Origin of the sequence: Hymenobacter sediminicola (genome assembly GCF_014250515.1) — a bacterium.
GTDB lineage: Bacteria > Bacteroidota > Bacteroidia > Cytophagales > Hymenobacteraceae > Hymenobacter > Hymenobacter sediminicola.
In genome coordinates this window covers 2,315,884-2,340,718 of record NZ_CP060202.1, presented here as the reverse complement: position 1 = coordinate 2,340,718, position 24,835 = coordinate 2,315,884, and the positions used below count along the sequence as shown (strand labels likewise).

Annotated in this window: 25 protein-coding genes; 13 read left to right on the top strand and 12 right to left on the bottom strand. The window is 55.3% G+C overall.

Going from position 1 to position 24,835, the window contains the following annotated elements:
- Window positions 1-12 precede the first annotated feature (12 nt).
- The 4 genes from H4317_RS09915 (at window position 13) to H4317_RS09900 (ending at window position 3,822) form a co-directional block, all read left to right on the top strand.
- On the top strand, window positions 13-594 hold the full coding sequence (locus tag H4317_RS09915; RefSeq protein ID WP_185889998.1) for a 7-carboxy-7-deazaguanine synthase QueE: 582 nt from the start codon (window positions 13-15) through the stop codon (window positions 592-594).
- Window positions 595-605: 11 nt separating this feature from the next.
- Window positions 606-2,549 carry an OmpA family protein gene (locus H4317_RS09910; RefSeq protein WP_185886325.1) on the top strand — a complete coding sequence of 648 codons (1,944 nt, stop codon included), beginning with the start codon at window positions 606-608 and terminating at the stop codon, window positions 2,547-2,549.
- A gap of 293 nt (window positions 2,550-2,842) precedes the next feature.
- The gene (locus H4317_RS09905) at window positions 2,843-3,208 is read left to right on the top strand and encodes a hypothetical protein (RefSeq protein ID WP_185886324.1); all 366 of its coding nucleotides are present in this window, start codon (window positions 2,843-2,845) and stop codon (window positions 3,206-3,208) included.
- 254 nt (window positions 3,209-3,462) lie between these two features.
- On the top strand, window positions 3,463-3,822 hold the full coding sequence (locus H4317_RS09900) for a hypothetical protein (protein ID WP_185886323.1): 360 nt from the start codon (window positions 3,463-3,465) through the stop codon (window positions 3,820-3,822).
- Window positions 3,823-3,902: 80 nt separating this feature from the next.
- Here H4317_RS09900 and H4317_RS09895 read toward each other — a convergent pair whose 3' ends face one another.
- From H4317_RS09895 to H4317_RS09875, 5 genes are all read right to left on the bottom strand, one after another.
- A complete protein-coding gene (locus tag H4317_RS09895) occupies window positions 3,903-5,192 on the bottom strand; it encodes a citrate synthase (RefSeq protein WP_185886322.1) in 1,290 nt (429 codons plus the stop codon).
- Between the two features lie 232 nt (window positions 5,193-5,424).
- The gene (gene mnmE / locus H4317_RS09890; protein ID WP_185886321.1) at window positions 5,425-6,816 is read right to left on the bottom strand and encodes a tRNA uridine-5-carboxymethylaminomethyl(34) synthesis GTPase MnmE; all 1,392 of its coding nucleotides are present in this window, start codon (window positions 6,814-6,816) and stop codon (window positions 5,425-5,427) included.
- A gap of 103 nt (window positions 6,817-6,919) precedes the next feature.
- Window positions 6,920-7,579 (bottom strand): metal-dependent transcriptional regulator, encoded by a 660-nt coding sequence (locus tag H4317_RS09885; RefSeq protein ID WP_185886320.1) that lies wholly within the window; start codon window positions 7,577-7,579, stop codon window positions 6,920-6,922.
- Between the two features lie 137 nt (window positions 7,580-7,716).
- Entirely contained in the window at window positions 7,717-8,727 is a 1,011-nt protein-coding gene (locus H4317_RS09880; RefSeq protein WP_185886319.1) for a 3-oxoacyl-ACP synthase III family protein, read from the bottom strand.
- A 99-nt stretch (window positions 8,728-8,826) separates the two neighbouring features.
- Window positions 8,827-9,972, bottom strand: coding sequence for a glycosyltransferase family protein (locus tag H4317_RS09875; RefSeq protein ID WP_185886318.1), 1,146 nt, complete (start codon window positions 9,970-9,972; stop codon window positions 8,827-8,829).
- Between the two features lie 96 nt (window positions 9,973-10,068).
- Between H4317_RS09875 and H4317_RS09870 the strand changes: the two genes are divergently transcribed.
- Entirely contained in the window at window positions 10,069-10,893 is an 825-nt protein-coding gene (locus tag H4317_RS09870; protein ID WP_185886317.1) for a 2,3,4,5-tetrahydropyridine-2,6-dicarboxylate N-succinyltransferase, read from the top strand.
- Between the two features lie 32 nt (window positions 10,894-10,925).
- Window positions 10,926-11,723: a hypothetical protein gene (locus H4317_RS09865; protein ID WP_185886316.1), complete on the top strand. Its 798-nt coding sequence runs from the start codon at window positions 10,926-10,928 to the stop codon at window positions 11,721-11,723.
- 79 nt (window positions 11,724-11,802) lie between these two features.
- Here the strand turns inward: H4317_RS09865 and msrA are convergent, their stop codons facing one another.
- Both msrA and H4317_RS09855 read right to left on the bottom strand, forming a co-directional pair.
- Window positions 11,803-12,345 (bottom strand): peptide-methionine (S)-S-oxide reductase MsrA, encoded by a 543-nt coding sequence (gene msrA / locus H4317_RS09860; RefSeq protein WP_185886315.1) that lies wholly within the window; start codon window positions 12,343-12,345, stop codon window positions 11,803-11,805.
- A gap of 231 nt (window positions 12,346-12,576) precedes the next feature.
- Complete coding sequence (locus H4317_RS09855) at window positions 12,577-13,467, bottom strand: 3-hydroxybutyryl-CoA dehydrogenase (RefSeq protein ID WP_185886314.1); 891 nt, start codon at window positions 13,465-13,467, stop codon at window positions 12,577-12,579.
- Window positions 13,468-13,821: 354 nt separating this feature from the next.
- On the opposite strand from H4317_RS09855, the gene H4317_RS09850 reads away from it, so the two are divergent.
- The gene (locus H4317_RS09850) at window positions 13,822-13,992 is read left to right on the top strand and encodes a lmo0937 family membrane protein (RefSeq protein ID WP_185886313.1); all 171 of its coding nucleotides are present in this window, start codon (window positions 13,822-13,824) and stop codon (window positions 13,990-13,992) included.
- A gap of 112 nt (window positions 13,993-14,104) precedes the next feature.
- Here H4317_RS09850 and H4317_RS09845 read toward each other — a convergent pair whose 3' ends face one another.
- Together H4317_RS09845 and H4317_RS09840 are read right to left on the bottom strand one after the other, a co-directional pair.
- Complete coding sequence (locus H4317_RS09845) at window positions 14,105-14,935, bottom strand: hypothetical protein (protein WP_185886312.1); 831 nt, start codon at window positions 14,933-14,935, stop codon at window positions 14,105-14,107.
- A 17-nt stretch (window positions 14,936-14,952) separates the two neighbouring features.
- Window positions 14,953-16,575 (bottom strand): ABC-F family ATP-binding cassette domain-containing protein, encoded by a 1,623-nt coding sequence (locus tag H4317_RS09840; protein WP_185886311.1) that lies wholly within the window; start codon window positions 16,573-16,575, stop codon window positions 14,953-14,955.
- A gap of 240 nt (window positions 16,576-16,815) precedes the next feature.
- Between H4317_RS09840 and H4317_RS09835 the strand changes: the two genes are divergently transcribed.
- From H4317_RS09835 to H4317_RS09825, 3 genes are all read left to right on the top strand, one after another.
- Window positions 16,816-17,286: a DUF4199 domain-containing protein gene (locus H4317_RS09835; protein WP_185886310.1), complete on the top strand. Its 471-nt coding sequence runs from the start codon at window positions 16,816-16,818 to the stop codon at window positions 17,284-17,286.
- Between the two features lie 284 nt (window positions 17,287-17,570).
- Window positions 17,571-17,972 carry a hypothetical protein gene (locus tag H4317_RS09830; protein ID WP_185886309.1) on the top strand — a complete coding sequence of 134 codons (402 nt, stop codon included), beginning with the start codon at window positions 17,571-17,573 and terminating at the stop codon, window positions 17,970-17,972.
- Window positions 17,973-18,704: 732 nt separating this feature from the next.
- A complete protein-coding gene (locus tag H4317_RS09825) occupies window positions 18,705-19,430 on the top strand; it encodes a murein L,D-transpeptidase catalytic domain family protein (protein WP_185886308.1) in 726 nt (241 codons plus the stop codon).
- A gap of 88 nt (window positions 19,431-19,518) precedes the next feature.
- On the opposite strand, the gene H4317_RS09820 is transcribed toward H4317_RS09825, so the two are convergent.
- Window positions 19,519-19,713 (bottom strand): hypothetical protein, encoded by a 195-nt coding sequence (locus H4317_RS09820; RefSeq protein WP_185886307.1) that lies wholly within the window; start codon window positions 19,711-19,713, stop codon window positions 19,519-19,521.
- Between the two features lie 188 nt (window positions 19,714-19,901).
- On the opposite strand from H4317_RS09820, the gene H4317_RS09815 reads away from it, so the two are divergent.
- Entirely contained in the window at window positions 19,902-20,711 is an 810-nt protein-coding gene (locus tag H4317_RS09815; RefSeq protein ID WP_185886306.1) for a M48 family metallopeptidase, read from the top strand.
- A 100-nt stretch (window positions 20,712-20,811) separates the two neighbouring features.
- Window positions 20,812-21,723, top strand: coding sequence for a diacylglycerol/lipid kinase family protein (locus tag H4317_RS09810; protein ID WP_185886305.1), 912 nt, complete (start codon window positions 20,812-20,814; stop codon window positions 21,721-21,723).
- Between the two features lie 4 nt (window positions 21,724-21,727).
- On the opposite strand, the gene H4317_RS09805 is transcribed toward H4317_RS09810, so the two are convergent.
- Window positions 21,728-22,918, bottom strand: coding sequence for a metallophosphoesterase (locus H4317_RS09805; RefSeq protein WP_260625615.1), 1,191 nt, complete (start codon window positions 22,916-22,918; stop codon window positions 21,728-21,730).
- 199 nt (window positions 22,919-23,117) lie between these two features.
- Window positions 23,118-23,750, bottom strand: a complete 633-nt coding sequence (locus tag H4317_RS09800; RefSeq protein WP_185886303.1) for an LON peptidase substrate-binding domain-containing protein — start codon at window positions 23,748-23,750, stop codon at window positions 23,118-23,120.
- 263 nt (window positions 23,751-24,013) lie between these two features.
- On the opposite strand from H4317_RS09800, the gene mtgA reads away from it, so the two are divergent.
- The gene (gene mtgA, locus H4317_RS09795) at window positions 24,014-24,691 is read left to right on the top strand and encodes a monofunctional biosynthetic peptidoglycan transglycosylase (RefSeq protein WP_260625613.1); all 678 of its coding nucleotides are present in this window, start codon (window positions 24,014-24,016) and stop codon (window positions 24,689-24,691) included.
- The last annotated feature ends 144 nt before the right edge of the window (window positions 24,692-24,835 follow it).

The window sequence follows — 24,835 nt, the reverse complement described above, 5'->3', positions numbered from 1 at the left end:
GCGCTGCCCCTAATGGAGCAGTTCTACACCATTCAGGGCGAGGGCTATAACACGGGCCGCGCTGCCTACTTCGTCCGCCTGGGCGGCTGCGACGTAGGTTGCGTATGGTGCGACGTGAAAGAGTCCTGGGATGCCGATAAGCATCCGCGCGTAGCCATTCCCAATATTGTGGCAGCTGCTACGGCCCATGCTGGCCGCAACGTCGTCATCACCGGTGGCGAACCACTCATGTACAATCTGGGGCCCCTCACGCAGGCTTTGCACGCGGCCGGCTGTCAGAACTGGATTGAAACCTCCGGGGCGTATCCGCTCAGCGGCGAGTGGGATTGGATCTGCGTGTCGCCGAAGAAATTCAAGGCTCCCTTGCCCGAGACATTGCGGCAGGCGCACGAGCTGAAGATCATCGTCTTCAATAAGTCGGATTTTGCCTGGGCCGAGGAGCACGCGGCGCAGGTAGGACCCGGTTGCCGGCTGTATCTGCAGCCCGAATGGAGCAAGTCTCCGCAGATGATGCCGCTGATTGTTGAGTATGTGAAAGACAATCCGCGCTGGCAGGTGTCGTTACAGACTCATAAATTCCTTGATATTCCGTAGGATTTCGCTCTATGCGCCTATTACTGTCTGCCGTACCGCTGTTGGCCTGTGTGTTGCTGTCCCTGGATGGAACTGCTCAAACCACGTTAGCCACGGCCAATACTAAAGCCCGCAGCTTATGGGAGAAAGCGCAAACGCAAGCAAAGGAGCGTAATTTCGATAAGGCCATCGAAACGCTGACGGTGCTGAACCAGAAGTTTCCTTCATTGGGCGAGCCACACGTGCTACGTGGTTCTCTGCTGAAAGCAATGGGTGAAAACCGGGCGGCATTTGAAGCCTATCGGGACGGCCTTGCCAAGCTGCCCGCCGACCCAAACCGGGCTACCGACTACTACACGCTGGGCGAACTGGCCATGAGTTTCGGGGAATACCAAACGGCTTCTGAGAGCTACAAGCGGCTGCTGAAGTCAGGAGGCCCCAAAGCCCAACGATTTGCTCCGCGGGCGCAGCGGCAACTGCTCAATTGCGAATTTGCCCTCAAGGCCATGGCCGCGCCAATTGGAGTGCAACCGGAGCGGCTGGCCGCTCCGCTCAATACCTTTCGGTTTCAGTACTTCCCGGCCCTCACCGCCGACAACCGGTTTCTGCTGTTTACCGGCCGGCCAACATCCGAAAGCGGTGAAGACCTGTTTGTGTCCAAGATGAATAAGGACGGGACTGTAGGCGACCCAGCTTCCATTTCACCCTTCATCAACACACCCTACAACGAAGGCGCCGGCACCATCTCCGGCGACGGCAAAACGCTGGTATTTGCCTCCTGCGACCGGCCAAACTCAGTCGGCAACTGCGACCTATATATCTCGCGCCGTACTGGCAACAACTGGAGCAAGCCGCAGAACCTGGGCCGCACCGTCAACTCCGTAGAGTGGGACTCGCAGCCCACGCTTTCGGCGGATGGACGCACGCTGTACTTCACTTCTACACGCCGGGGTGGGCAGGGCCAGGAAGACATTTACATGACCACCCTAGATAGCAAGGGCAACTGGACTCCGGCCCGCAACCTTGGCAAGCCGGTCAACACCCCTGGCAAAGACATGGCGCCCTTTATCCATGCCAGCGGCACCACACTGTACTACGTCACGGACGGGCTGGTAGGGATGGGCGGCCTGGATGTGTACCGGTGCGAAATGCAAAGCGCTACCGCCTGGACCGAGCCCCAGAATCTAGGATATCCCCTTAATACACACGAGAATGAAGCCTCGCTCTTCATCTCCTCCGATAACCGCCGGGGCTTCTGTTCCCGCTCCCGTGCCGCTGAGCCCGGCGTGAAGCAGGAGCGCGACAGACCGGTAGAACTGTTTGCGTTTGAGGTGCCGCAACAGGTCCGTTCCCGCGAAACCAGCACCTACACGCAGGGCCGCGTGTACGACGCTATTACCAAAAAGCCTATCCAGGCGGACGTGCAGCTCTACGACCTGAATACCGACGAACTGACACAGTTTGTAACATCGGACTCGGAAGATGGTGACTATACAGTGGTGCTGAATGAGGGCCGTCAATACGCTATGTATGCCGCCGCCGACAAATACCTGATGAAGAGCTTAAGCTTCGACTACAGCGACAAACGAAGCTTTGATCCGCTGACGCTCGATATCTATCTGGAGCCAGTGCGGGCTGGGCGCAGCATTGTGCTGAACAATCTGTTTTTTGACACGAAGCAATACGACTTAAAACCCAAATCCCGCACAGAGTTGAACCGGCTGGTGGATTTTATGAAGCAGTACCCCGACGTACAGGTAGAAATCAGCGGCCATACCGACGACGTGGGCTCTGACGACGACAACCTAGCTCTGTCGCAGAATCGGGCGAAGTCTGTGTATACATACCTAGTTAGCCAGAAGGTGCCGGCCACTCGCCTGCGCTTCAAAGGATACGGAGAAAATAAGCCGCTCGTGCCGAATGATTCTGATGTGCATCGGCAGCAAAACCGCCGCATAGAGCTACGAATACTATAGGAGGCTGAGAGGGGAGGAGCGAGGCTAAAGTAGGCCCGGCAACACGTGTTGCCGGGTTTTTTTTGTTTGCAGTATTTCTTTTTGATGTAACATTAACTGACTGATTATCAGAAAATATGGTGATGCAGGGAAAACTGTTTAATTAGAAAAATTATAAAAAATATTTGTTAAGTTAAATTATGTTTCTATATTTGAATATCCAATACGGATTCCGAAGCTCTACTCCCGATACGCTTCCCTCCTGTTGGTATCACATTGACTCTTTGTTTTTCTCACTTCCACTCTTTCCCATTATGAAGAAAGTTCTTCTCCTCGCTGGTCTGGCAATTGCCCTGGTTTCTGCCGCACATGCCAAGTCTGGTGGTGATGCCTCCGCCACAGCTCAGGCCCGGGCTACCGCGCTTACCCGCATACAGGCTGAGAAAGCCCGCCTAGATGAAGGTCAGTATTTGAAAGTGAAGCAACTGAACATTCGGATGTTCTCCGAAATGGAAGACCTTAAAACGCGCTTCGCCGCCGACCTCGCTATCCTCGACGAGCGGCTGGCAGTTGCCCAGGTTCGCTACGAAATGGAGCTGACTTCCATCATGCGCCCCGCGCAGTTGGCTATGTTCCAGAAGTCGCGCAACACCATGACGGCGCTGAGCACCTCCCGTTAAGACGCTACCGACACACAAGCCCATAAAAAAGCCTGCTCGAAGCAGGCTTTTTTATGGGCTTGTGTGAGATACACCACGATTGGAATTATGACGAATGACAGAAAATCAGCTTAGTGTAAATATTTTCATAAAATATGTTGACATTATTTAATAATATAGTATATTCATAATAGAAACAATAGAAAGTTGGCAACCCTGAAAACGGAACCATCGACGGAAACTGCAACTATCTACCCACTAAAAACTCCCACGTCATGAAACACATTTCCGCTTCTCTCATCTTCCTACTGGTACTTGCCAGCAACCTAGTACTCGCCGGTCCCGGCGACCAGAATAAGCTGACAACGCGTGCCACTCAGCTGACGCGCCAGATGGCACAGAAAACGCCCCTCAATGAAGGTCAGTATGTGAAAGTCCGCCAGCTGAATATGCGGCTTCTAGCTGAGGTGCAGGCTGCCCAAACGCGTTTTGCCAATGACCCAACTGCCCTCGATAAGGAGCTGGCTGAGGTACAGACTCGTTACGAGTGGGATTTGGCTACGATTCTCTGGCCGCGCCAAATGGTGGCTTACACACAGGCTAAAGCAGACCTAATGGCGTTTAGCAACCGATAATCAAGGGTAGTAGTACCTTAAACAGAAAGGCCCGCTCTCAGGTGAGAACGGGCCTTTCTGTTTGGCGGCATAGCCGGGTACTAGTTGCGGTTTTCGATGCTGACGTAGTCACGCTCCAGTTCGCCGGTGTAGATCTGGCGCGGACGGCCAATCGGCTCTTTGTTCTCGCGCATTTCTTTCCACTGAGCAATCCAACCGGGTAGGCGGCCCAAGGCAAACATCACCGTGAACATCTCTGTTGGGATGCCGATAGCGCGGTAGATGATGCCGGAGTAGAAGTCAACGTTGGGGTACAGCTTGCGCTCAATGAAATATTGATCCGTGAGGGCTGCTTGCTCCAGTTCCTGTGCAATTTTCAGCAGCGGGTCATCAATGCCTAGGGCTGCCAGTACATCGTCGGCTGCTTTTTTGATGATTTTAGCGCGCGGATCGAAGTTCTTGTAGACACGGTGACCGAAGCCCATGAGGCGGAACGAGTCGTTTTTGTCTTTGGCTTTGGCAATGAACTTGCTGGTGTCGCCGCCATCCTGCTGAATAGCCTGCAGCATTTCCAGCACTTCCTGGTTGGCACCACCGTGCAACGGACCCCACAGCGCATTGATACCTGCCGACACGGAACCGTAGAGCGAAGCATTGGCTGAACCAACGAGACGCACAGTAGAAGTAGAGCAGTTTTGCTCGTGGTCAGCGTGCAGAATGAGGAGCTTGTTCAGTGCGCTAACAATCCGGGAGTCAATGTTGTACTTCTCCGTGGGGAAGCTGAACATCATGTAGAGGAAGTTAGAGCAGAAGTCGAGGTCATTGCGCGGATAGTTCAGCGGGTGCCCCATGTTATTCTTATACGTCCAAGCCGCAATGGTCGGCATCTTGGCCATCAGGCGAATAACATTCAGGTCAATTTCCTCTTTGCTCAGGTCCGGCGACACGCTTTCGGGGTAGAAAGCTGTGAGCGAACAGATAAGGCTGCTCAGGATGGCCATAGGGTGCGCCGCCGACGGAAATCCGTCGAAAATCTTGCGTACATCCTCGTGCACCAACGTGTGCTTGGTAATCTGATGGCTGAAGTTTTCGAGTTCTGCCTGGGTGGGCAGCGCGCCATAAATCAGCAGGTAAGCAACCTCCAGAAAGCTGGATTTTTCGGCCAGCTGCTCAATAGGATAGCCCCGATACCGCAGAATGCCTTCTTCGCCGTCCAGGAAGGTGATGGCGCTTTTGGTAGCGCCGGTGTTTTTGTAGCCCGAATCGAGCGTTACGTAACCCGTCTGGTCGCGCAGTTTGCCGATGTCGAATGCCTTTTCGTGTTCAGTACCTTCAATGACGGGCAGGGAGTAGGACTTCCCGTCGAGGATCAATTCAGCAGACTCTGCCATATGAGAGAATTAGAGGGTGGTTCGGAGGCGAAGCTAAAGAATAACCGGCAAGCCGGAAAGCCTGTGGCTGGTTTGTGTACTGCTACTACAAACCGCCCCCTTGGGTTGTTTGAGAAAGAATGTAGCTACAAAGAAAAGCAGTACGGCAAAATACGCGGCACTCAGAACACGATTTAATGCGCAATTAATTCTCAGGTCAGCGAAAATTCGCCTTCAGAGGCTGCAACAGAACTTATTTGCCGATGCAGAATTGCGTGAAGATGCTGGTAAGCAAATCATCGGAGGAAATTTCTCCGGTTATCTCACCCAGCGCGCCCAGCGCATGGCGCAGGTCAGCGGCCAGCAGTTCGGTACCGGCCCCGGTGGCCAGCCCCGTCAGCACGGCATTGAGGGAGAGTGAAGCTGCTTCCAGGCTGCGAGCGTGGCGCAGATTAGTGACAACAGTGCTGCTGCCAAGCCGGTCGAGCCCTTCACCGCGTACCCGCTGCAGCAATGCTTCCTGTAGCTCATCGAGGCCATCACCGCGGCTGGCGGCAATCAGAACCGTATCGGGCCGTTCCCGGAACGCGTCAATTTCCTGATCAGAGGCAGTATCCATCTTATTGCCAACGGCCAGCACCGGAACTTGGGGCGGAAGTTTCAGTGCTTGAATTTCTTCTTCAAGAAGAGTAGGGGTAGTAATCGTAATATCAAACAGATAGACAACCAAAGCTGCCTGCTGTACACGCTTCATCGTGCGTTCTACCCCGATGGATTCTACTACATCGGTGGTGTCGCGTAGGCCGGCTGTGTCCACGAACCGGAAGCGGATTCCGTCCAGGCTGACTTCATCTTCTATCAAGTCGCGGGTGGTACCGGCAATGGCAGATACGATGGCGCGGTCCTCGTTGAGCAAGGCGTTAAGCAGCGTACTTTTGCCCGCGTTTGGGCGGCCGGCAATAACGGTAGTCACCCCGTTTTTGATGACGTTACCCAGCTCAAACGAGCGGAGCAAGCGGCGCACTAGCGCCTGCACTTCCTGCAGCAACACGACCAAGCCAGTGCGGTCAGCAAACTCTACATCCTCTTCCCCGAAGTCCAGCTCCAGTTCCAGCAGCGCCGCGAACTGTACGAGTCGTCCCCGCAGATCCTTCAACTCGCGCGAGAAGCCGCCTCGCATCTGTTGCATGGCCACTTGGTGGGAAAGCTGCGAGTCAGCGGCAATCAGGTCGGCTACGGCCTCAGCTTGGGCCAAATCGAAGGCGCCATGCAGGAAGGCCCGCTTGGTAAATTCGCCGGCTTCTGCCAGCCGTGCACCACGCCGCGTGAAAAGCAGCAGCAACTCCTGCACGATATAGTCGGAGCCGTGGCAGCTGATTTCTACTACATCCTCGCGGGTGTAGGAATGCGGCCCCCGAAACAAAGACACCACCACCTCATCCAGAATCCGGTCACCGTCGCGGATGGTGCCATAGTGCAGCGTGTGACCAGCTTGGTCGCGCAGTCGTTTGCCGGTAAACGCGGCATCTGTAAGAGAAATGGCTTCGGGTCCGGAAAGGCGCAGTACGGCAATAGCGCCCGCGCCGGGTGGCGTAGACAGCGCAATGATGGTATCGGACAGTGCGGGCGGAAATGCGAGGGCCACAGGCAGGAAGCAGAGTTGAAGCACAAAGGTACGGAACCCTGCTTCGCAGACTGTTCTTCCGCACCAACCCTGACAGAATAGGCAAACTACAGGCGTGTTATAGCTAGCCGGCTACGAAAAGATTACGACTTGCTTCTGCCGAAAGCATTATAGTAGTGTTTTTGTTTATTCTGATTTCAAGCGAGTTATCAAATTCAATCTTATCTACTACTTCAATGTGTGAACCAAGCTTCAGGCCAGCCTTATCCAAGTACTGCAGAAAGGTAACGGACGTGTTTTTGACGGCCACAACCGGGCCCTGTTCGCCAGGATTCAGGTCGGCGACCAGTCGGTGGCGGGGGCGAAGCATGGCACCATCCTCGGTAGGAATTGGGTCGCCATGCGGGTCGAGGCGCGGGAAACCCAGGAACTCGTCTAGGCGCCGAACCAGCAGCGGAGAGTCTATATGTTCCATCTGCTCGGCTACGTCGTGCACCTCGTCCCAATTGAATCCCAGCTTCTGCACCAGAAACACTTCCCACAGCCGGTGCTTGCGGATGGTAAGCAGGGCCAGTTGCCGGCCTTCGGGCGTGAGCGAAACACCGCGGTAGCGCTGGTAGTGTAGCAGCCCTTTTTCGCTGAGGCGGCGCAGCATATCTGTTACCGATGCCGGGCGTGTCTGCAGCACTTCGGCAATGCTGTTGGTACTAACCTCCGAGCCAGGAGCAGCCTCGGCAAGCTTATAGACGGCTTTCAGATAATTCTCTTCGGTGAAGCTGGGCATTTCGCAGGGTTAGGAGCCCAAAATTATGAATTCTGAACTACGGACACGGAATCGAATAGGTGGGAGGTTTTTGCCCACAAAAAAGTGGCCGGCAACTGCTGCCGGCCACTTCTATCTTTTCTTCTTCTGCCAGGCGGCTACCATTTGATTAGGGCTGACGCCCAAGTGAAACCAGAGCCAAAGGCCGCCAGACAGACTAAGTCGCCGCGCTTGATACGGCCTTCCAGTACTGCCTCGCTCAGTGCAATGGGCACGCTGGCAGCGGTGGTATTGCCGTAGCGCTGCACGTTGCTGTATACCTTGTCGTCGCTGAGGCCCATTTTCTGCTGTACATACTGCGTGATGCGCAGATTAGCTTGGTGCGGAATCAGCATGTCTAGGTCCTGAGACTGATACCCGTTTTGGTCCAGTGCTTCTTTGATAACCTGCGGAAAACGCACAACAGCGTGTTTGAACACGTTCTGGCCGTTCATAATGGGGTACATGTCCAGCTCATTGGCTACCACGTATTCCACGCGCTTATTGCGGTTCGAGCCGGGCTCCTTCACAATGAGTTCTTCGGCATGCTCGCCCTGCGAATGAAGGTGCGTGCTTAGGATGCCGTGCCCTTCGCGCGTGCTGGGGCGCAGTATTACGGCGCCCGCACCATCTCCAAAAATGACGGAAACGTTTCGGCCACGGGTACTGATATCGAGGCCGGACGAGTGAATTTCGGAGCCTACCACCAACACAGTATCATACATGCCAGTCTTCACGAACTGGTCGGCCATCGACAGCGCATACACGAAGCCCGAGCACTGGTTTCGCACGTCAAAAGCCGGAATCGTCGCCTTGATGCCTAACTCGCGCTGCAGCAGCACGCCGGAGCCCGGAAAGAAATAATCAGGCGACAACGTGGCGAAGACAATCATCTGCACGTCGTCGGGGGTGAGGTCGGCCATTTCCAGAGCCTTACGGGCTGCGTTAGCCGCCATGTTGGCCGTAGTATCCTTGCCCTCCTCAAACCAGCGCCGCTCCCGAATGCCGGTGCGTTCCTGAATCCACTCATCGGTGGTATCCATAAGCTGGGTGAGGTCGGCGTTGGTGACAACCCGCGCGGGTACGTAGTGGCCGACACCGGCAATTTCAGACTGTCGTAGAGTGGACATGTGGGGAGGGAATTAGGCAGGCAGAGAAACAGCGCAAAACGTGCCGAAAGTAATAAAAAGTAGGCTGCTGGTTCTCTAACGGCCGGCAAAGGTCGGCAGTTACCGGATAGAATCTACTACGGCCTGTAATTTTATAGCTTCCGACTGCCAGAAGGCGTCAGTTGGGATGCCTTGTGGGTAGAACTGGTAGCTTGTAAGTTGCTCCGGCAACGGTTCTGGCACTGCCGGGAAAGGCACCGGCAAGCCGGCCCTATGGCGCTGGGCCACTTGCAGCCAGAGCGGATTGGGGGGCAGCAGCATAGGAAGGCCCTGCGCCAGGTATTCGTAGAGCTTGGTTGGAATGCAGCGCCAAGAGCTGGGGTGCTCCCGGTAGGGTAACAAGCCTAGGTGGCTGCGCTGAATTTCCTCAACAATCCGGTCGTGCGGAACCAGTGTGTTGCCTCCAATCAGCGTGATACTCGTGTCATTAGCTAGTAAGGTCTGCAAGCGGGCCAGCACGTCGGGCTGCTGGCAAAAACCGATGATTGTCAGCTGTGCCGCCGGCCAGTAGCGCTGCAACTCTCGCGTGAATCGCACGGCCTCAAACACGCCATTCAGCTCCGAAATGGTGCCTGAGTATAGCAGCCGTAGCGGCTGGCCGGGCGTGGGCAGCTGGCGTGGCTGTGTGGCCAAGGCCTCACCGGAATAAGGCTGATACTTGTTTTCCAACACCACCGTGTGCTCAGGCTGCGCAAACGGCAGCTCATCGGCATAGCTGCGTTCGGCCAATAGGACTTTAGCAGCCCGACGAGCAGCCAGCGTTTCCAGAATCCGTACGGTTCCGGCTAGTAGTCCGCGTAGCCAGGCTGGGTACACCTGCTGCGTCCGGATATTGAGGGCATAGTTCTCGCGCACATCATAGAGAAAGCGCCGGCCGGGTTTCAGGAGGTGCCACAGCAGCGTAAGGGGCAGCAATTCGGGGGCATGCACAAGTACCAGCTGGGGCTGCAGATGCCGTAGCAAGCGCCAGTAGCGAGCCTGCGCGCCCAGCCGCTCCCAACTCAGGCGGGTGCCGTTCAGCAGCGCATGGGTCTGCAGAGTAGCGGGAGCCTCTGCCGGGTGTGGTGCCTGGCGCCCCGCTACGTGCACTATAGTATTGGGCCGGCCAGCCAGGGTGCGCCCAAACTTCCCGAACATGCGGGTATCGTTCAGCGGTTTGAGCACCGAGGCGAGTAAAATGACGGTTGGGGGCGGCAGATGCGGCATTGTGGCAGCGAAGATGGTAAGTTTGCGCTTCCTCTTATGTATTTCCGACTTCAGCCGGCAGGCATAACGAGCTTCACTTCCTAGTAATAAGAAATAATGACCGACCTGCAACAAACCATCGAAGCAGCCTGGAACGACCGGAGCCTGCTGCAGCAAGCCACTACCACGGAGGCCATTCAGCACGTAATCGAAGAGCTGGATAAAGGCCGCCTGCGCGTGGCTCAGCCCGCCACCGACCGGGAGGGCGGCTGGTTGGTAAATGACTGGGTGAAGAAAGCTGTCATCCTGTATTTCCCCATCCGCCAGATGGAAACCATTGAAGTTGGTCCGTTTGAGTTTCGCGACAAAATGCGCCTCAAGACCAACTACGAGCAGCAGGGTGTACGGGTAGTGCCGCCGGCCGTGGCCCGCTACGGCGCCTATCTGGCCCCCGGCGTTATCATGATGCCGAGCTACGTGAATATCGGAGCGTGGGTAGGCGAGGGTACAATGGTTGATACCTGGGCCACGGTTGGTTCCTGCGCACAGATTGGTGCGGGCGTGCACCTGAGTGGGGGCGTTGGCATCGGGGGCGTGCTGGAGCCGGTGCAGGCCGCACCAGTTATTATCGAGGACGGCGCTTTTGTGGGCTCGCGCAGTATTCTGGTAGAAGGTTGCTTCGTGGGTAAGGAAGCCGTAATCGGGGCAGGCGTTACCATCACGGGCAGCACCAAAATCATCGACGTGACAGGTAGCCAGCCGATTGAGTACAAAGGCACGGTCCCCGCCCGCTCGGTGGTCATTCCGGGTTCCTACGCCAAGCAGTTTCCCGCCGGCGAGTACCACGTGCCCTGCGCCCTCATTATTGGGCAGCGCAAGCCCAGCACCGACCTCAAAACCAGCCTCAACGACGCATTGCGCGAGCACAACGTGGCAGTATAGCGTATCTTGACTGCGTAAAAATTCCCTTTTCCATGAACACGAAATCTGGTCCGGTATCGGCAGCGGAAGCCCGCGACGAAATCCGGAATTACATTGCCGCCGAGCTGGAGTGCCCCGTCAATGACGTGCAGGCCAAAGTCATCTTCAACATGGATCTGCCCTGGGTGGATGGGGCGGTGCAGCCCTGCTTCCTGGTAGAATGGTTTGCCGGCCTGCACAACGGCGTAGCCGTGACGGGCCCCTACACCTACAATATGCCGGAGCTGAATGTAGGCGAGGCCCGGCAACTGGGCAACATCAACGAGTGGCGCCAGCAGCTGCTGAACCTATATGCGGGCTGCGAAATAGCCACCACCGCCCGGCTCATGATGCCCTTTTCGGATAACCCCGACCCAACCCGGACTAAAACCATTCTGGAAAACCTGCAGAACCGGCAATATCCGCGCGTGGCTATCAACTGCTCGGTACGGGAGTTTCTGCGCGTCAACACGGACGAATACTACATCTTCAATGGCGACTGGGTATATAATCCGCACTATTCGTACTCGGCTACGTTCGGCTTCAAGCCTCGCCAGGAAGACACGACGCTCGTGCTGCCCGAAGATGAAAGCACCATTCGAATAGCGCCGCACAAGTTCCTGACTCCCGTGCCAGCCGTGGGCGCCGACGGTGCTTTCCCGGGTGAGCAAACGGGCTTCATTATGATGAAGAACGGCAGCATCGTGGAATACAACGCCATTTCCGCCACTCGCTCCGTCATCGATAAAGTGGCCATGTTTTATCTGCTCGGCCAGGAAAACGGCCCGTTTTCCATTTCCCGCAACCCGTAACCGATAGTGCCAGAAGAAACAAAAAGCCCTTCCTGATTTTCAGGAAGGGCTTTTTTCTATTAGGTAGTCTGCTAATTACTTACTGTGCAGTGGCTTTCTTGAGCTTTTCACCGAACACAGCGCGTACCTTATCTACTTTAGGCCGCACCACAAACTGGCAATACGGCTCACGGCCGTTCTGCTTGTAGTAGTTCTGGTGGTAGTTTTCAGCCGGGTAAAAGCTTTTAAGCGGCTCAATTTCCGTCACAATGGGGCTTTCAAAGGCGTGCGCCTCGTTCAGCTTCTGCTTATATGCCTCGGCTAAGCGGTGTTGCTCTTCGTTGTGGTAGTACACCCCCGAGCGGTATTGGGTGCCGGTATCAGCGCCTTGGCGGTTGAGCGTAGTGGGGTCGTGCGTTTTCCAGAATACCTCCAGCAGCTCTTCAAAGCTGATTTTGGCCGGGTCGTAAGTCAACTGAATGACCTCCGCATGGCCCGTGAGGCCGCTGCACACTTCGCGGTAGGTAGGGTTGGCGATGCGGCCATTGGAGTAGCCGGATACGACCTTTTCCACCCCTTCAAGGTCCTGAAATACGGCCTCGACGCACCAGAAGCAGCCGGCACCGAAAGTTGCCTGTTCCATTTGTTTAAAAATCGTAGTTGAAGTTTAGAATGTCCGCACTGCTCAAGTAACGAGCAAGCCTGAAAAAAGGGCGAAGCGGGAGCTTGTAGCTACTACGTATAAGGGTTTCGAAGGCGAAAAAGTTTGATCTGTACTCAGCGCCCACCAATACAGAACGGCGCCTCGTGCAGCCGCTCCGCAGCGCGGAACCGGCAATGCACGAAGCGCCGCTTTATGAGCAAGGCAGTAACCCTATTTCAGGAACCGCTCTGCTACCACCAGATCTTTGGTGCCGTGTCCCCAGCTGTAGAACCCTTCACCGGATTTTACGCCCAAGCGGCCGGCCATTACCATGTTCACGAGCAGCGGGCAAGGAGCATACTTGGGGTTGCCCAGGCCATCGTGCAATACGCGCATGATAGCCAGGCACACATCCAGCCCAATAAAATCGGCAAGCTGCAGCGGCCCCATCGGATGTGCCATACCCAGCTTCATAACCGTATCAATCTCCTCTACACCTGCTACGCCCTCGTGCAGCGAGATGATAGCCTCGTTGATCATCGGCATTAGAATGCGGTTAGCCACGAATCCGGGGTAGTCGTTCACCTCGGTCGGCGTTTTGCTCAGCTGCCGCGACAGGTCCATGATGCGCGCCGTGACCTCATCCGAAGTAGCATAGCCCCGGATTACTTCCACCAGCTTCATCACCGGTACCGGGTTCATAAAGTGCATGCCAATCACCTTGTCGGCGCGCTTCGTAACGGCCGCAATTTTGGTAATGGAAATGGACGACGTGTTAGAGGCCAGAATAGCATCCTGCGGTGCATGCAGGTCCAGTTCCCGGAATATATTCAGTTTAAGGTCTACGTTTTCGGTAGCCGCTTCCACTACCAGCTGCACATTGTTCACGCCTTCGGCCACGCTGGTATAGGTCTGAATGCGGCCAATGGTAGCGGTTTTGTCCTCTTCAGTGATGCTACCTTTAGCTACCTGGCGGTCCAGGTTCTTGGCAATGGTGCCGAGCGCCTTGTCTAGCGCCGGCTGGCTGATATCAATAAGGGCAACTGGGAAACCGTGCTGAGCGAATACATGGGCAATACCATTGCCCATGGTGCCCGAGCCAATAACGGCGACGTTGATCATGCGGTAAAGTGAAGGAAAGGGTGGGAGAAGTGGAACAATGGCCCCAATTATGGGCGTAGGCAAAGCTACTTCGAAAAACAGATCCGAAACAGAAGAGGAGAGTTTCCGATGCCGCCGAGCCCATTAGAACAGCAAAACCCGCAAAAAGTTAAGGGTCCTGAAAAGTGGGTTTACGGCTGATGAGACGCATTTTTCGCTCAAATGGTACCGAAAAGCCAAAATTTTTTCCTCCGAATATATCCTTTTGGTACTCCCCGCGTACAAAACCGCAATTCGGCTTCCAAATAGCAGTCTGGCTGCTGTCAGAGCCGAAAACTTTCCATCTCTCTCCACCACCAACTCAATCCTAGCACCATGGGAAATCTACTGTACATCATTGCCGTCATCCTCATCCTCATCTGGGCTTTGGGCTTCTTCGGCGTACTGGGCGCAGGCATGCAGGGTAACAACCTGATCCACATTCTGCTGGTAATTGCCATTATCGCCATTCTGCTGCGTGTAATTCGTGGCGGACGCGTAGTCTAGTGCTACGCAGCCCGCCTGTGTAAGGCTGGGCTGAAAAATGAGTCTGAAAAACCCAAAAAGGGCCATCCGGATATCCGGATGGCCCTTTTTAGGTTTCGACAGTACTACCGTTCTATTTCAGATCGAACAGGAAGCTGAAACGGATAACCGGCTGACCGTATGGGGAAAGCGGATAGCCTTGCGCATCATACCCATTGTTGAAATTGTAGAGCAACACGATGTCGGCCGCTGCCCGGTCGCTAAGCTGGGAGCGGTAGCCGGCGCCAGCCAACGGGGTGTTCATCGTGCGTTTGGTTTTGATGGCTATCAGCTGCTGAGGACCAGTCTGATAAATGTTGTAGCTCTCCGCTTTGGTTACTTCATATTCGGCGTGCAGAAAGAACTGGTCGAATAGAATGTACTGCAAAAACCCCTTGATGCCTACGCTGTGCAGACCCAGGCTATTGGGCAGGCCCGCCGCTTGGTAGACATCCGGAAACGAGATGTTGTTGTAGGCATAGCTGATGCCAGGGCCGAGCGCCAGTTTATCGGTTACCCGGTAGCCAATAGAGGGGCTCAGGCTGGCGCTGAACTGGCCGCCATCATACGGGTTGCTGCTGTAGCCCAACCCAAAGTTCGAGTACAGGAAATACCGGCGTAACGGCTTCGGTTGCTCGCTGGCCCGGCTGCCGGTCGGAAAATCGAGCCCCGACGGCTTATCGGTGGACGGCTGCGGTACGGGCATAGGCTCGTAAACCGGCGCTGGGGCTGGCACTGGCACCGGCTGGTTTTGGGGCCGGGAAGCCGGAGTGGCTGGCCGTGGCGCCGTGCCGGGAGGGGCGGTATTCAGCTGTGGCTTTACGGTGGAGGTGCTGTCGGTGCGCTGGGCGTGCGCAACCGGGGCCAGCGCCAGTCCGCCCAGCGAAAGGGCGGCCACACACAGGAAACGGGAAGAAGCGTTCATACCGGAAGGTAACGCGGTTAGGAGACGAGTTGATATTTGCGCTGCCGCAACGCCTTGATTTGCTCATCGGCCAGGTATTCCTCGTAGTTCATGCGCCGGTCGATGATGCCGTCGGGCGTGAGTTCAATGATACGGTTGGCAATGGTTTCGATAAACTGCAAGTCGTGCGACACAAACAGCAGCGTGCCCTGGAATTCCTGCAGGCTATTGTTCAGAGCCGTGATGCTTTCTAGGTCCAAATGGTTGGTTGGGTCGTCCATTACCAGCACATTTCCCGATTCCATCATCATTTTCGAGAGCATACAGCGCACTTTCTCGCCACCGCTCAGCACGTTGCTTTTCTTCTGCGACTCTTCGCCCGAAAACAGCATACGGCCCAGGAAACCACGAATAAACGACTCGTCCTTTTCGGTGCTGTACTGGCGCAGCCAGTCCACCAGGTTGAGGTCGGTATCGAAGAACTCAGAGTTTTCTTTAGGGAAGTAGCTCGGCGTGATTGTCGTGCCCCATTTGAAGGAGCCGGTATCGGGCCGGGTTTGCTCGAATAGGATATCGAATAGGAGGGAAGGTGCACGGTCGTCGCGGCTGATAATGGCCACTTTGTCCTTCTTGTCAAGCGCGAAGCTCACGTTGCGGAATACCACTTGCCCGTCTACGGACTTGCTCAGGTCTTCCACGGTCAGCAGCTGGTTGCCAGCTTCGCGCTCCGGCTTGAACGCAATGTAGGGGTACTTGCGCGACGAAGGCTTGATTTCTTCCAGCGTGAGTTTCTGGAGCAGCTTCTGGCGCGAAGTAGCCTGCTTGGACTTGGAGGCGTTGGCCGAAAAGCGGCGCACAAATTCCTCCAGTTCCTTGCGCTTGTCTTCGGTCTTCTTGTTCACGTCCTGGCGCTGGCGCAGGGCCAGCTGGCTGCTTTCGTACCAGAACGAGTAGTTGCCGGGGTACATCGTAATCTTCGAGAAGTCGAGGTCGGCCATGTAGTTACACACAGCATCCAGGAAGTGACGGTCGTGGCTCACCACAATCACCGTGTTCTGGAACGAGTCGAGGAAGTTCTCCAGCCAGAGTACGGTTTCGGCGTCGAGGCCGTTGGTTGGTTCGTCGAGCAGCAGCACATCGGGGTTGCCGAACAGGGCCTGCGCCAGCAGCACGCGCACTTTGTCGGAGCCACCCAGGTCACCCATCATGGTCTGGTGCTTGTCTTCACCGATGCCAAGGCCAGAGAGTAGCTCAGCGGCTTCGTATTCGGCGTTCCAGCCTTCCAGGTCTGCAAACTCGCCTTCGAGCTGGGCTGCCCGCTCACCATCAGCATCCGAAAAATCGGGTTTGGCATACAACGCATCCTTCTCCTCCATCACCTTCCACAGGCGCGTGTGGCCCATAATGACGGTCTGTAGCACCGGAAAGTGGTCGTATGCAAACTGGTCCTGGCGCAGTACCGACAGGCGCGAGCCGGCCGGCATCATCACAGAGCCAGTGTTGGCCTCAATGTCGCCGGCCAGAATCTTGAGGAAGGTTGACTTGCCGGCGCCGTTGGCCCCGATGAGGCCATACACGTTGCCGGGCATGAATTTGATGGTAACGTCTTCAAACAACACGCGCTTACCGTAGCGCAGGCTGACGTTGGAGGTGCTAATCATATAGGGGGAAAAGGCGAAAAATTCGAAATACAGAGCCCTGGCCGGAGCGGGCCCGCAAAAATACGCAAAATGCCCCGCGTGCCCGAACGCAAAAAAAACGAGTGATTCTACAACACAACGGTGGTATTCCGGTATAAGAATGGAAAGCGGCTTGAAGGGCCAAGGCTCTGAGCAACAGTGTAGCACACGCCAGGGTTCCGCCGTTTTGGTTTCCCTTCCACCTTTAACCGGTTCCTTTTTATGAATGATGCTCGCATTTCCCTCGAAGGCAATGGGGTCCGCTACGGTCTGCTTACGGCACTTGGTATGGTTGTCTACTTTATAGTAGCTGCTCTGCTAGGCCTCGCCGACCGAATCGAGTTCAGCTTCCTGAACTTTGCCATTATGATAGTAGGTATCTGCCTGTCTATCCATCATTTTAAGCAGTCCCGCAACGACCGGATGCCCTACCTGCAGGGCTTTGGCACGGGCATCGTAACGGCTATTGTGTCGTCATTGGCGTTTGGCTTCTTCTTTATCATTTTCTCCCTGCTACGCCCTGATGTAATGGACCAGATTCATGCTCAGGACTTCTTCGGCTTTGAGCTTTCAGTAACCATTGCTTTTCTGGCCATACTACTGCAGGGCGCTATGGCAGGCGTCATTATTTCCCTGATTGCCATGCAGTATTTCAAAAGCCCCGACCATAAGCCGATTGAGGGAGTAGAGTAGGTGAGGCCTGCTTTGCGTGGTTCCGATTTTTTGAAGAATGGCCGTTTCTCAGTAAGAGCGGCCATTTTTTATTGTTCGTTGGGCACTTTCCAGATGCGGGAAGGGTTGTCTCAGAATCAGAAATAAAAAAATACACTGAAAAATTGTTGTTGTTACTTTAGCAACATATATTTGTATTAAATACAGTGAAAGGAAAATTGATTAGGATATCAATCCTACTCCTACACTCTTCTCACGTTTCTGACCGTTTGTTTTTCAACCGTTCATTCTTTTAACCACCGTATATGAAATCCGCAGTCTTTACTCTGTTGTTGTTGGTTGGCCTTGCAGGCACTGCCGTAGCGCAGAAGCAGGACCGCCATGCCGAACTTCCCGGCACCGGTGACCCCGCCCCGTCCCGCGTGGAGGAACTCACCCGCCAGATGTGCAATTCGCTTCGCCTCAACGAAGCACAGTATATCCGTCTGCGTACAGCCAATCAGATTAAGTTGGCTCGCCTGGAGGAAATTACATGGCAATACAAGGATAACCTGGCTGAGCAGCATGTAAAGCTTAACGAACTGGACGCCCAGTACGAGGCCGAGTGCAGCCGGATCCTGACTCCTTCACAACTCAGCCTGTTCCATGCAGAGCAGCAGCGTGACACCCCTACCAAAACAGATCCTTTGGAAGGTGGCATCGGCTAAGCCACCGCGACTCAACCTGCAACAAAAGAAAGGGCACTCCCAGATGAGGAGTGCCCTTTCTTTTGTTGCAGGCTATTTAGCTTATTTAAGTAGTAAGTTAATTAGCCTGCTTAATATAGGTTAAGTGATATTAATTTGCGGGTGGAGCAGCAGTCAGAATTTCTGTGACTGTACCAAGTGGGCCGAAGCGGAGGCTAAGCTTATTTGCTCCGGAACGTTGGTGAGGAGGCAGGCATTGGGGGCCCGGCTCAAGGTAGTAGTTGTATATTTTTTCTGTTTGCTCTGCTAGTTCTTCATCATCAGGGCGGCCCAGTAGCAGTTCAATGGTAGCAGTACGGGAGCCGTAAAGCTGCTCTTTGCCTTGCAGCAACGCTTTAAGCTGAGTACGGCGTACGTCTTTGCACCCGTATGAGTCGCTCCGCCAGATAGAGGCATCAAAGCCGGGGAGCTCTGGCGGGGAGCTGCTGCACGAGCCAAAAAACAGGGTGGCAGGCAGTAGCAAATAAGACCAGCGAAAGGACATAATTGTGGGTGAGGGAACTCACTATCTGTGAGAAGCGGTTGGGCCAAATAGAATTGGTTGCGCTAAAATACTATTTTTGTATTCCGGGCGTTATGCTTGGGCCACCCCACCGTCATTTTCCACCTGCTTCGCTTACTCAGCCGATGACATTTGCACCGACTGCCCTTGCCACCCTGCTTGTAGCTACTGGTTTTTTTTCCTCATTTCCTGTGGCCGGTTCACGTGCTACTGCTCCGGCTGCCGTGGCTCCGGCCAGCATAGTACGGGCTCAGCAACTAGCCGCTTTCGATCAGTACGTGTTAACGAGTTATGCCGGGGCTCATCTGACGTCGTATGGTATGTCGCCTACGGTGTACCGAGAGGCTCTGATGGGGTATTATACGCTTACCAAAAAAGGAGCGGCGGTGGCCGGCCGGCAGGTGCTCACCATCATCGACTATGCCCGCCCCAGCAGCCAGAAGCGGATGTGGGTGATTGACCTGCGGCGCCAGAAAGTGCTGTTTCATACGCTGGTAGCGCATGGCAAAAACACCGGTAACGACGTGGCCCAGACGTTTTCGAACGTGGAGGGCTCTGAAATGAGTAGCCTGGGATTCTACGTGACGGGCCAGCCATACCAGGGCAAGCATGGCCTTTCGCTGAAGCTGCATGGGCAGGATGCTCGCTACAATACCAACGCCGCTACCCGCGCCGTGGTAGTGCATGGTGCTGATTATGTGAGTGAGAATTTTGTGCGCCAGCACGGGCGACTAGGGCGTAGCCAGGGCTGCCCGGCACTGCCAGTGCAGCAGGCTCCACAGGTTATTCGTACTATTCAGAACGGAACGGTAATCTATGCCCATGGGCCTAGCAGCGTGAACTTCTCGTCGTCATGGCTGAAACTAGACCCGGCCATCAACGCTTTTGCGCAATTGCGCGGGCTGCAGGGGAGCTAGCAGTACCACTTTCCTGGGTGTAACGTCTTAACAAAAAGGCCTCCTGATAGTAAATCAGGAGGCCTTTTTGTTGCGTCAAGTAGCTGCGTTAGGCTCGGTCGCCGGTGGCTTTGACCAGATTAATGCCCGCGAAAAAGAAAATGAGTCCTACTGCAAATGGTACGAGCGAGTTGATCTTACCTAAGGCAACGCCGCCTACCTGCATAAAGCCTAAGGCTCCGTAGATGATTCCGACAATACCAAGGATGGTGAGGATGGCGCCAAAAGTGCGTTTCTGATTCATGAGGAAGAGGGTGTAAGGTGGTTGAAAGGGAGAGCAACGCTGAAAGAGCGGGTTGAGGACTGATACGGGGAAGGAAGGAATTTGGGTACCTGAACCGGTGGCAACCCTGTTGCGCCGACATCGTTACAAGCCCTGAAGCCACGTCAGTGGTGTTTTCATCTCCCGCTCCCTTTTCCACCAACCCAATCATGAGAGGAAATCTTCGCTACATAATTGCCCTATTGATGGCCGGCATCACGCTGGTTACCTACTACTGTAAACGCTCCGTAAATGAAGTGACGGGCGAAGTGCAGCACGTAGATATGACTGCCGAACAGGAAATAGCCCTGGGTTTACAGGCCGCCCCCGAAATGGCCCAGCAATACGGCGGTCTGCACCCCGACCGCCAGGCTGGTGCCCGGGTTGAGCAAATTGGGCAGCAGATAATCCGCAGCACCAAAGCTGGCCAGAGTCCTTATAAATTTCAGTTTCATCTGCTGGCCGATGAAAACACAATCAATGCCTTCGCGCTGCCCGGTGGGCAAGTATTTATTACGGCCGGCCTGTTGAAAAACATGAAGACGGAAGGGCAGGTAGCCGGCGTGCTGGCGCATGAAGTAGGGCACGTAGTGGGCCGCCACTCGGCCGAGCAGATTGCTAAGTCGCAGCTTACGCAGGGCCTGAGTGGTGCTGCTGCCATTGGTATGTATGACCCTGACCGGCCCGGTACTGCAGTGGGCTCTGCTGCTGCCGCTATGGTGGGCAAGCTGATGACTCTGCGCTTTGGCCGCGAGGATGAACTGGAGTCGGACAGACTAGCCGTGCAGTACACCGCCGCCGCTGGCTACGACCCACGCGCCATGATACAGGTGATGCAGGTGCTGGAGCAAAGCGCAGGTGGCAGCCGCCAGCCGGAGTTTCTCAGTACCCACCCCAACCCCGGAAACCGTATTGGGGAGTTGGAGCGCGCTATTTCGGCAGAGTATCCGCAGGGTGTACCAGCTGGCCTGAAGCCCTAGCGTTTTTATAAAGCCGAATTATCAGAAGAGGCCCACCTATCAGTGGGTCTCTTTCGTTTGCAGAAGCTTTACCTTGTCAACCTTACCATATTTACGCCTTATGGCTGCTTCCGAACCAGCACCGCTACTCCGCCTGCTGTTTGTACTGAACCCGGTTTCCGGTGACATCAATAAAGCAGATCTGGAAGGCTCCATTGTGTCGTATTGCACGGAACGAGGCCGCACGGCAGCGTTTCACCATACTACCGGCCACCAGGATCTGCGCCATTTGCAAGAACGCCTGCAACAGCATGCCTATGATGCTGTTTTTGCCGCCGGAGGCGATGGTACAGTGAGCTTGGTAGGAGAAGCCCTGCTGGATACAGGGGTGCCACTGGGTATTTTGCCTCTCGGTTCCGGAAACGGGCTTTCCAAAGACCTAGGCATCCCACAGGAACTGCCAGGAGCGCTGCGTCTGATCTGGGAGCATGAATTGCGCACGATGGACACGCTGCAGGTAGGAGGGCACTTTGCCGCACACTTGGCCGATCTAGGGTTCAATGCGCTGGTGGTGGAGCGTTTTGATAAGGGTGATACGCGCGGGCCGGGAGCCTACGTGCGTATTGCCACTCAGGAATACCTGGGCTACGAACCCGCCACATATTCCATTGAAACTGACCGGGAAAGCTGGCAGGGGCCGGCATTCATGCTCACTATTGCCAATGCTAATACGTTCGGGAGTAACGTCATCATCAATCCCGACAGCCGCATAGATGATGGTGAGTTTGAAATCTGCTTGATTGAGCCTTTTCCCGGTGCGGCGGCTCCCGGCATTCTCTACCGCCTCTACACTTCTGACTTCGATGCCTCCTTCTACACGCACCGGCTACGGTGCAGCCAGGCCCGCATCACAGTACCCGGCCAAACCGAGGCTCTAATACAGATTGACGGTGAGCCCAGGCATCTGCCGGTTCCGGTCGAGGTGGAAATCAAACCAAGGAGCCTGCGCGTGCTAGTACCTATTGCACAGTAACAAGCTACCTGACGTCAGCCGAAACCTGCAACACGTTAGCTGTAATGATAGGGGCGGCCACTACGGGGCCAGGGTGCAGGCGCTGCCGGAACACTTCGGCAAGCGGTTGCCCGTCAGCATCAGGTTCGAGAGTGCGCAACCAGGTTTCGCCGTTGGTATAGAAATCGAGACTGAAAAACCCGGTGTGCTCATGCACAAAGGTGGCCTGACCGCCTTTTTGTACGAAGGCGGTTTTGCTGCCGGCGCCGCTTACCAAAAAATGGCTGCCACTACGCTCGAAATACTGCAGATTGTGGTCGTGGCCAGCGGCATAGATAAGGTTAGGATACTCGTGCAATACCCGTAGCAACCGACGGCGCATCTTGCGGTAGCGCGGGTGAGCCATATCTTCAGCAGCGCCTACCAGCTTACGGTAAAGCGGCAGCAACGAGCCTACAAAAGGCAGCGGTACGTAAGCCCTTTTATATACAGTTGTCAGCGGAAATACGTGTTGTTTGGCCGTAAACTTTCCGCCATGTAAGGCATTGGAGTACAGCGGGTGGTGCCCAACTACCACTATTCGCTGATGGCGGTTCTCGTTCAGCAGTTTCCGCAGTTTTCGGAACGGCTCCTTGGGGTCATGAGCAGGTCGGGCGCCCTGCTGTACCCACCATTGCGTGTTCAGTACAATCAACAGCAGGCCTTCTGCCAACTGCACGGATACAGGTCCGGGTGTGCCGCCGGGTGGCAGATAGAAGGCGGTGGGCAGGTGTTCTGCTACATACGCCTCCTGGCGCAGCAGGTACTCGTAGCCATCAGGGCGGCCTTTGTTCCAGTCGTGGTTGCCACTGAGCAATATCACCCGGCCAGAAAAGGCCCCCAGTGCCGCGAGCAAAGTATTAAGGCGCTTTTCTGCTGCGGCATGGCCAGTGTGTTCTGGGGCGGGTAAACCGGTTGGGTATACATTGTCGCCGAGCAGGATGATGGTACCCTCAGCCTGCGTTTCCTGTTGCCAGTTTGCCAGCAGTTTCAGAATAGCGTCCGTACCATCAGTGGCCACAGCACCTGGGTCACCGAGCAGGGCAACGCGGTGCAGGAGTGTGGCCGCAGGGTCCGGCTGGTGCAATAGCCAGTCGTTGCGGGTGGGCGCTACATAGGGCCGGCGGCGGTATTCCCTCTCCTGAAGGTAGCGCAGCAGCAGCCATCCGGAAAGCAATGCCGCCGGGATTGCCAATACGTATGGAAGTAAGGAAAGGAGCGTGGCCACGGCGGTAGAAGGAGAGGTGCAGCCTGCTATACGGGCAAACCGCCCTGCACCGTTTTGCACCGTGCAGGCTGTAGCTGGCCCAACCTCAGGGGTTGCTTCAAAAGAAGGTCAGCTAATGAGTTGATACAGTAGTAACCCTGATACGGAATCAGAAGTTAGGCGGAGTCAGGTTTTTGAAATGGCCATTGAGACGCACCCGCTCTTTCAGCCGCTCAGTTTCCAGCAGAACCGGCAGAATGTGTTCCAGATGCTCCACCACCAGTTCCTGCCGCTCCGCTTCCGTTTCGGCTTCCAATAGCTGGTATTCCTGTTCGGTATTGAGCCCCAAATGGTGCGCAATGTCATAAATGCGGTAATCGGGCGGGAGCTCCTGCATGAGCCTGCGCAAGCCGAGCACGTCGTACAACTGCTCCATGTACGAAGTGATGCGTGCCTGCAGCAAGGCATCCTGCGTGTTGTTGTCGTGCAGATCCTCTACCAGTCCTCCGGCGTAGAGTTTGCCAGGCGCCTGCCTGTAAAACTCCTCAATCCGGAACACGCCCACCGCACGGGTACGGATGTCCAACTCACCGCTGTCGTAGGTTTTCTCCACGCCAATCAATTGCACTTCGGTGCCCAAAGAACTCACGGCTTCGTTGCGGTAGGGCGGGATACCAAACGTAATACCCTCACTCAGGCAGTCGTGCACAAGCTGGCGGTAGCGAGGCTCAAAGATGTGCAGATTGAGCTTTTCGCCGGGAAATACGACAAGGTTCAGCGGAAACAGAGCGAGTGTGCGCATATACTCAAAAGTGCAGGTTTATAACGTGTTTTCAACAAAGCCTACGCCGTATAATTACGGGCAAAAAGCAATAGGAGCAAGCAGAGTGCAGCTTACGGGGGAATGCAGGAAAGAGCAGTTTTTGGCCCTGAAAGCACTACTTTTGCCGGCATCCTATCCATGCGGATACGGAACTACAACAGACGTTTCTTTCCGGTTTGGCAACTGACTATAAAAAATTGTGGCGACAGGGCCGGCAGGTAGCTCTACAGGTTGTAGCGGCTTTGTTTCTGACCTCTGTAGCCTGGGTGTTGATTTACCGCTGGGTGTCGCCGCCGGCTACCTGGCTTATGCTGGACCGTCGCGCCCACGCGCCGGTTGGCCTTGGCTACCACGGCATTCAGGAAGATGACCGCCGGATTCGGTACTATTTCAAAGGCCTTGATGAGGTATCAGCGCAGGTGCCACTGGCACTGATTGCGGCCGAAGACCAACGCTTTCTGCTGCACCATGGCTTTGATGGAAATGCGCTGTGGAAGGCAGCCCAGTATAATTTTAATGGCGGCAAAAAATTGCGCGGTGGGAGTACTATCTCGCAGCAAGTAGCCAAAAACGTATTTCTGTGGCAGGGGCGCAGCTATGTGCGCAAGGCTGCCGAGGCGTACTTTACGGTGCTTATTGAGTTGCTCTGGGACAAGCGCCGCATCATGGAAATGTACCTGAGCGTAGCTGAAATGGGGGACTGCACCTTTGGCGTAGAGGCGGCTTCGCAGCGGTATTTTCACAAATCCGCCGCCAAACTTAGTCGCGCTGAAGCAGCGCTGCTGGCGGGCGTATTGCCTAACCCGCTGCGTTTTCGGGCCAGCAACCCCGGTCCCCAGGCCCGCGCCAAGCAACAACGCGTGATGCGCAATATGAGCCGGCTGGGCGGAACGGTTTACGTGAAAGAACTGCTGGATTAGCTCTAGGTACTCAAGCAGCTTTGCCTGGCGTCTCAGGTGCCAAGGCCATTACTACGACTTACAGGCAGTAGAAACCAGCTTCTGCTGCCTGTGGTGGCTCTCGCCAGTAACTGCCTTGCAGCCGAAACCTGTATACTTACCGCT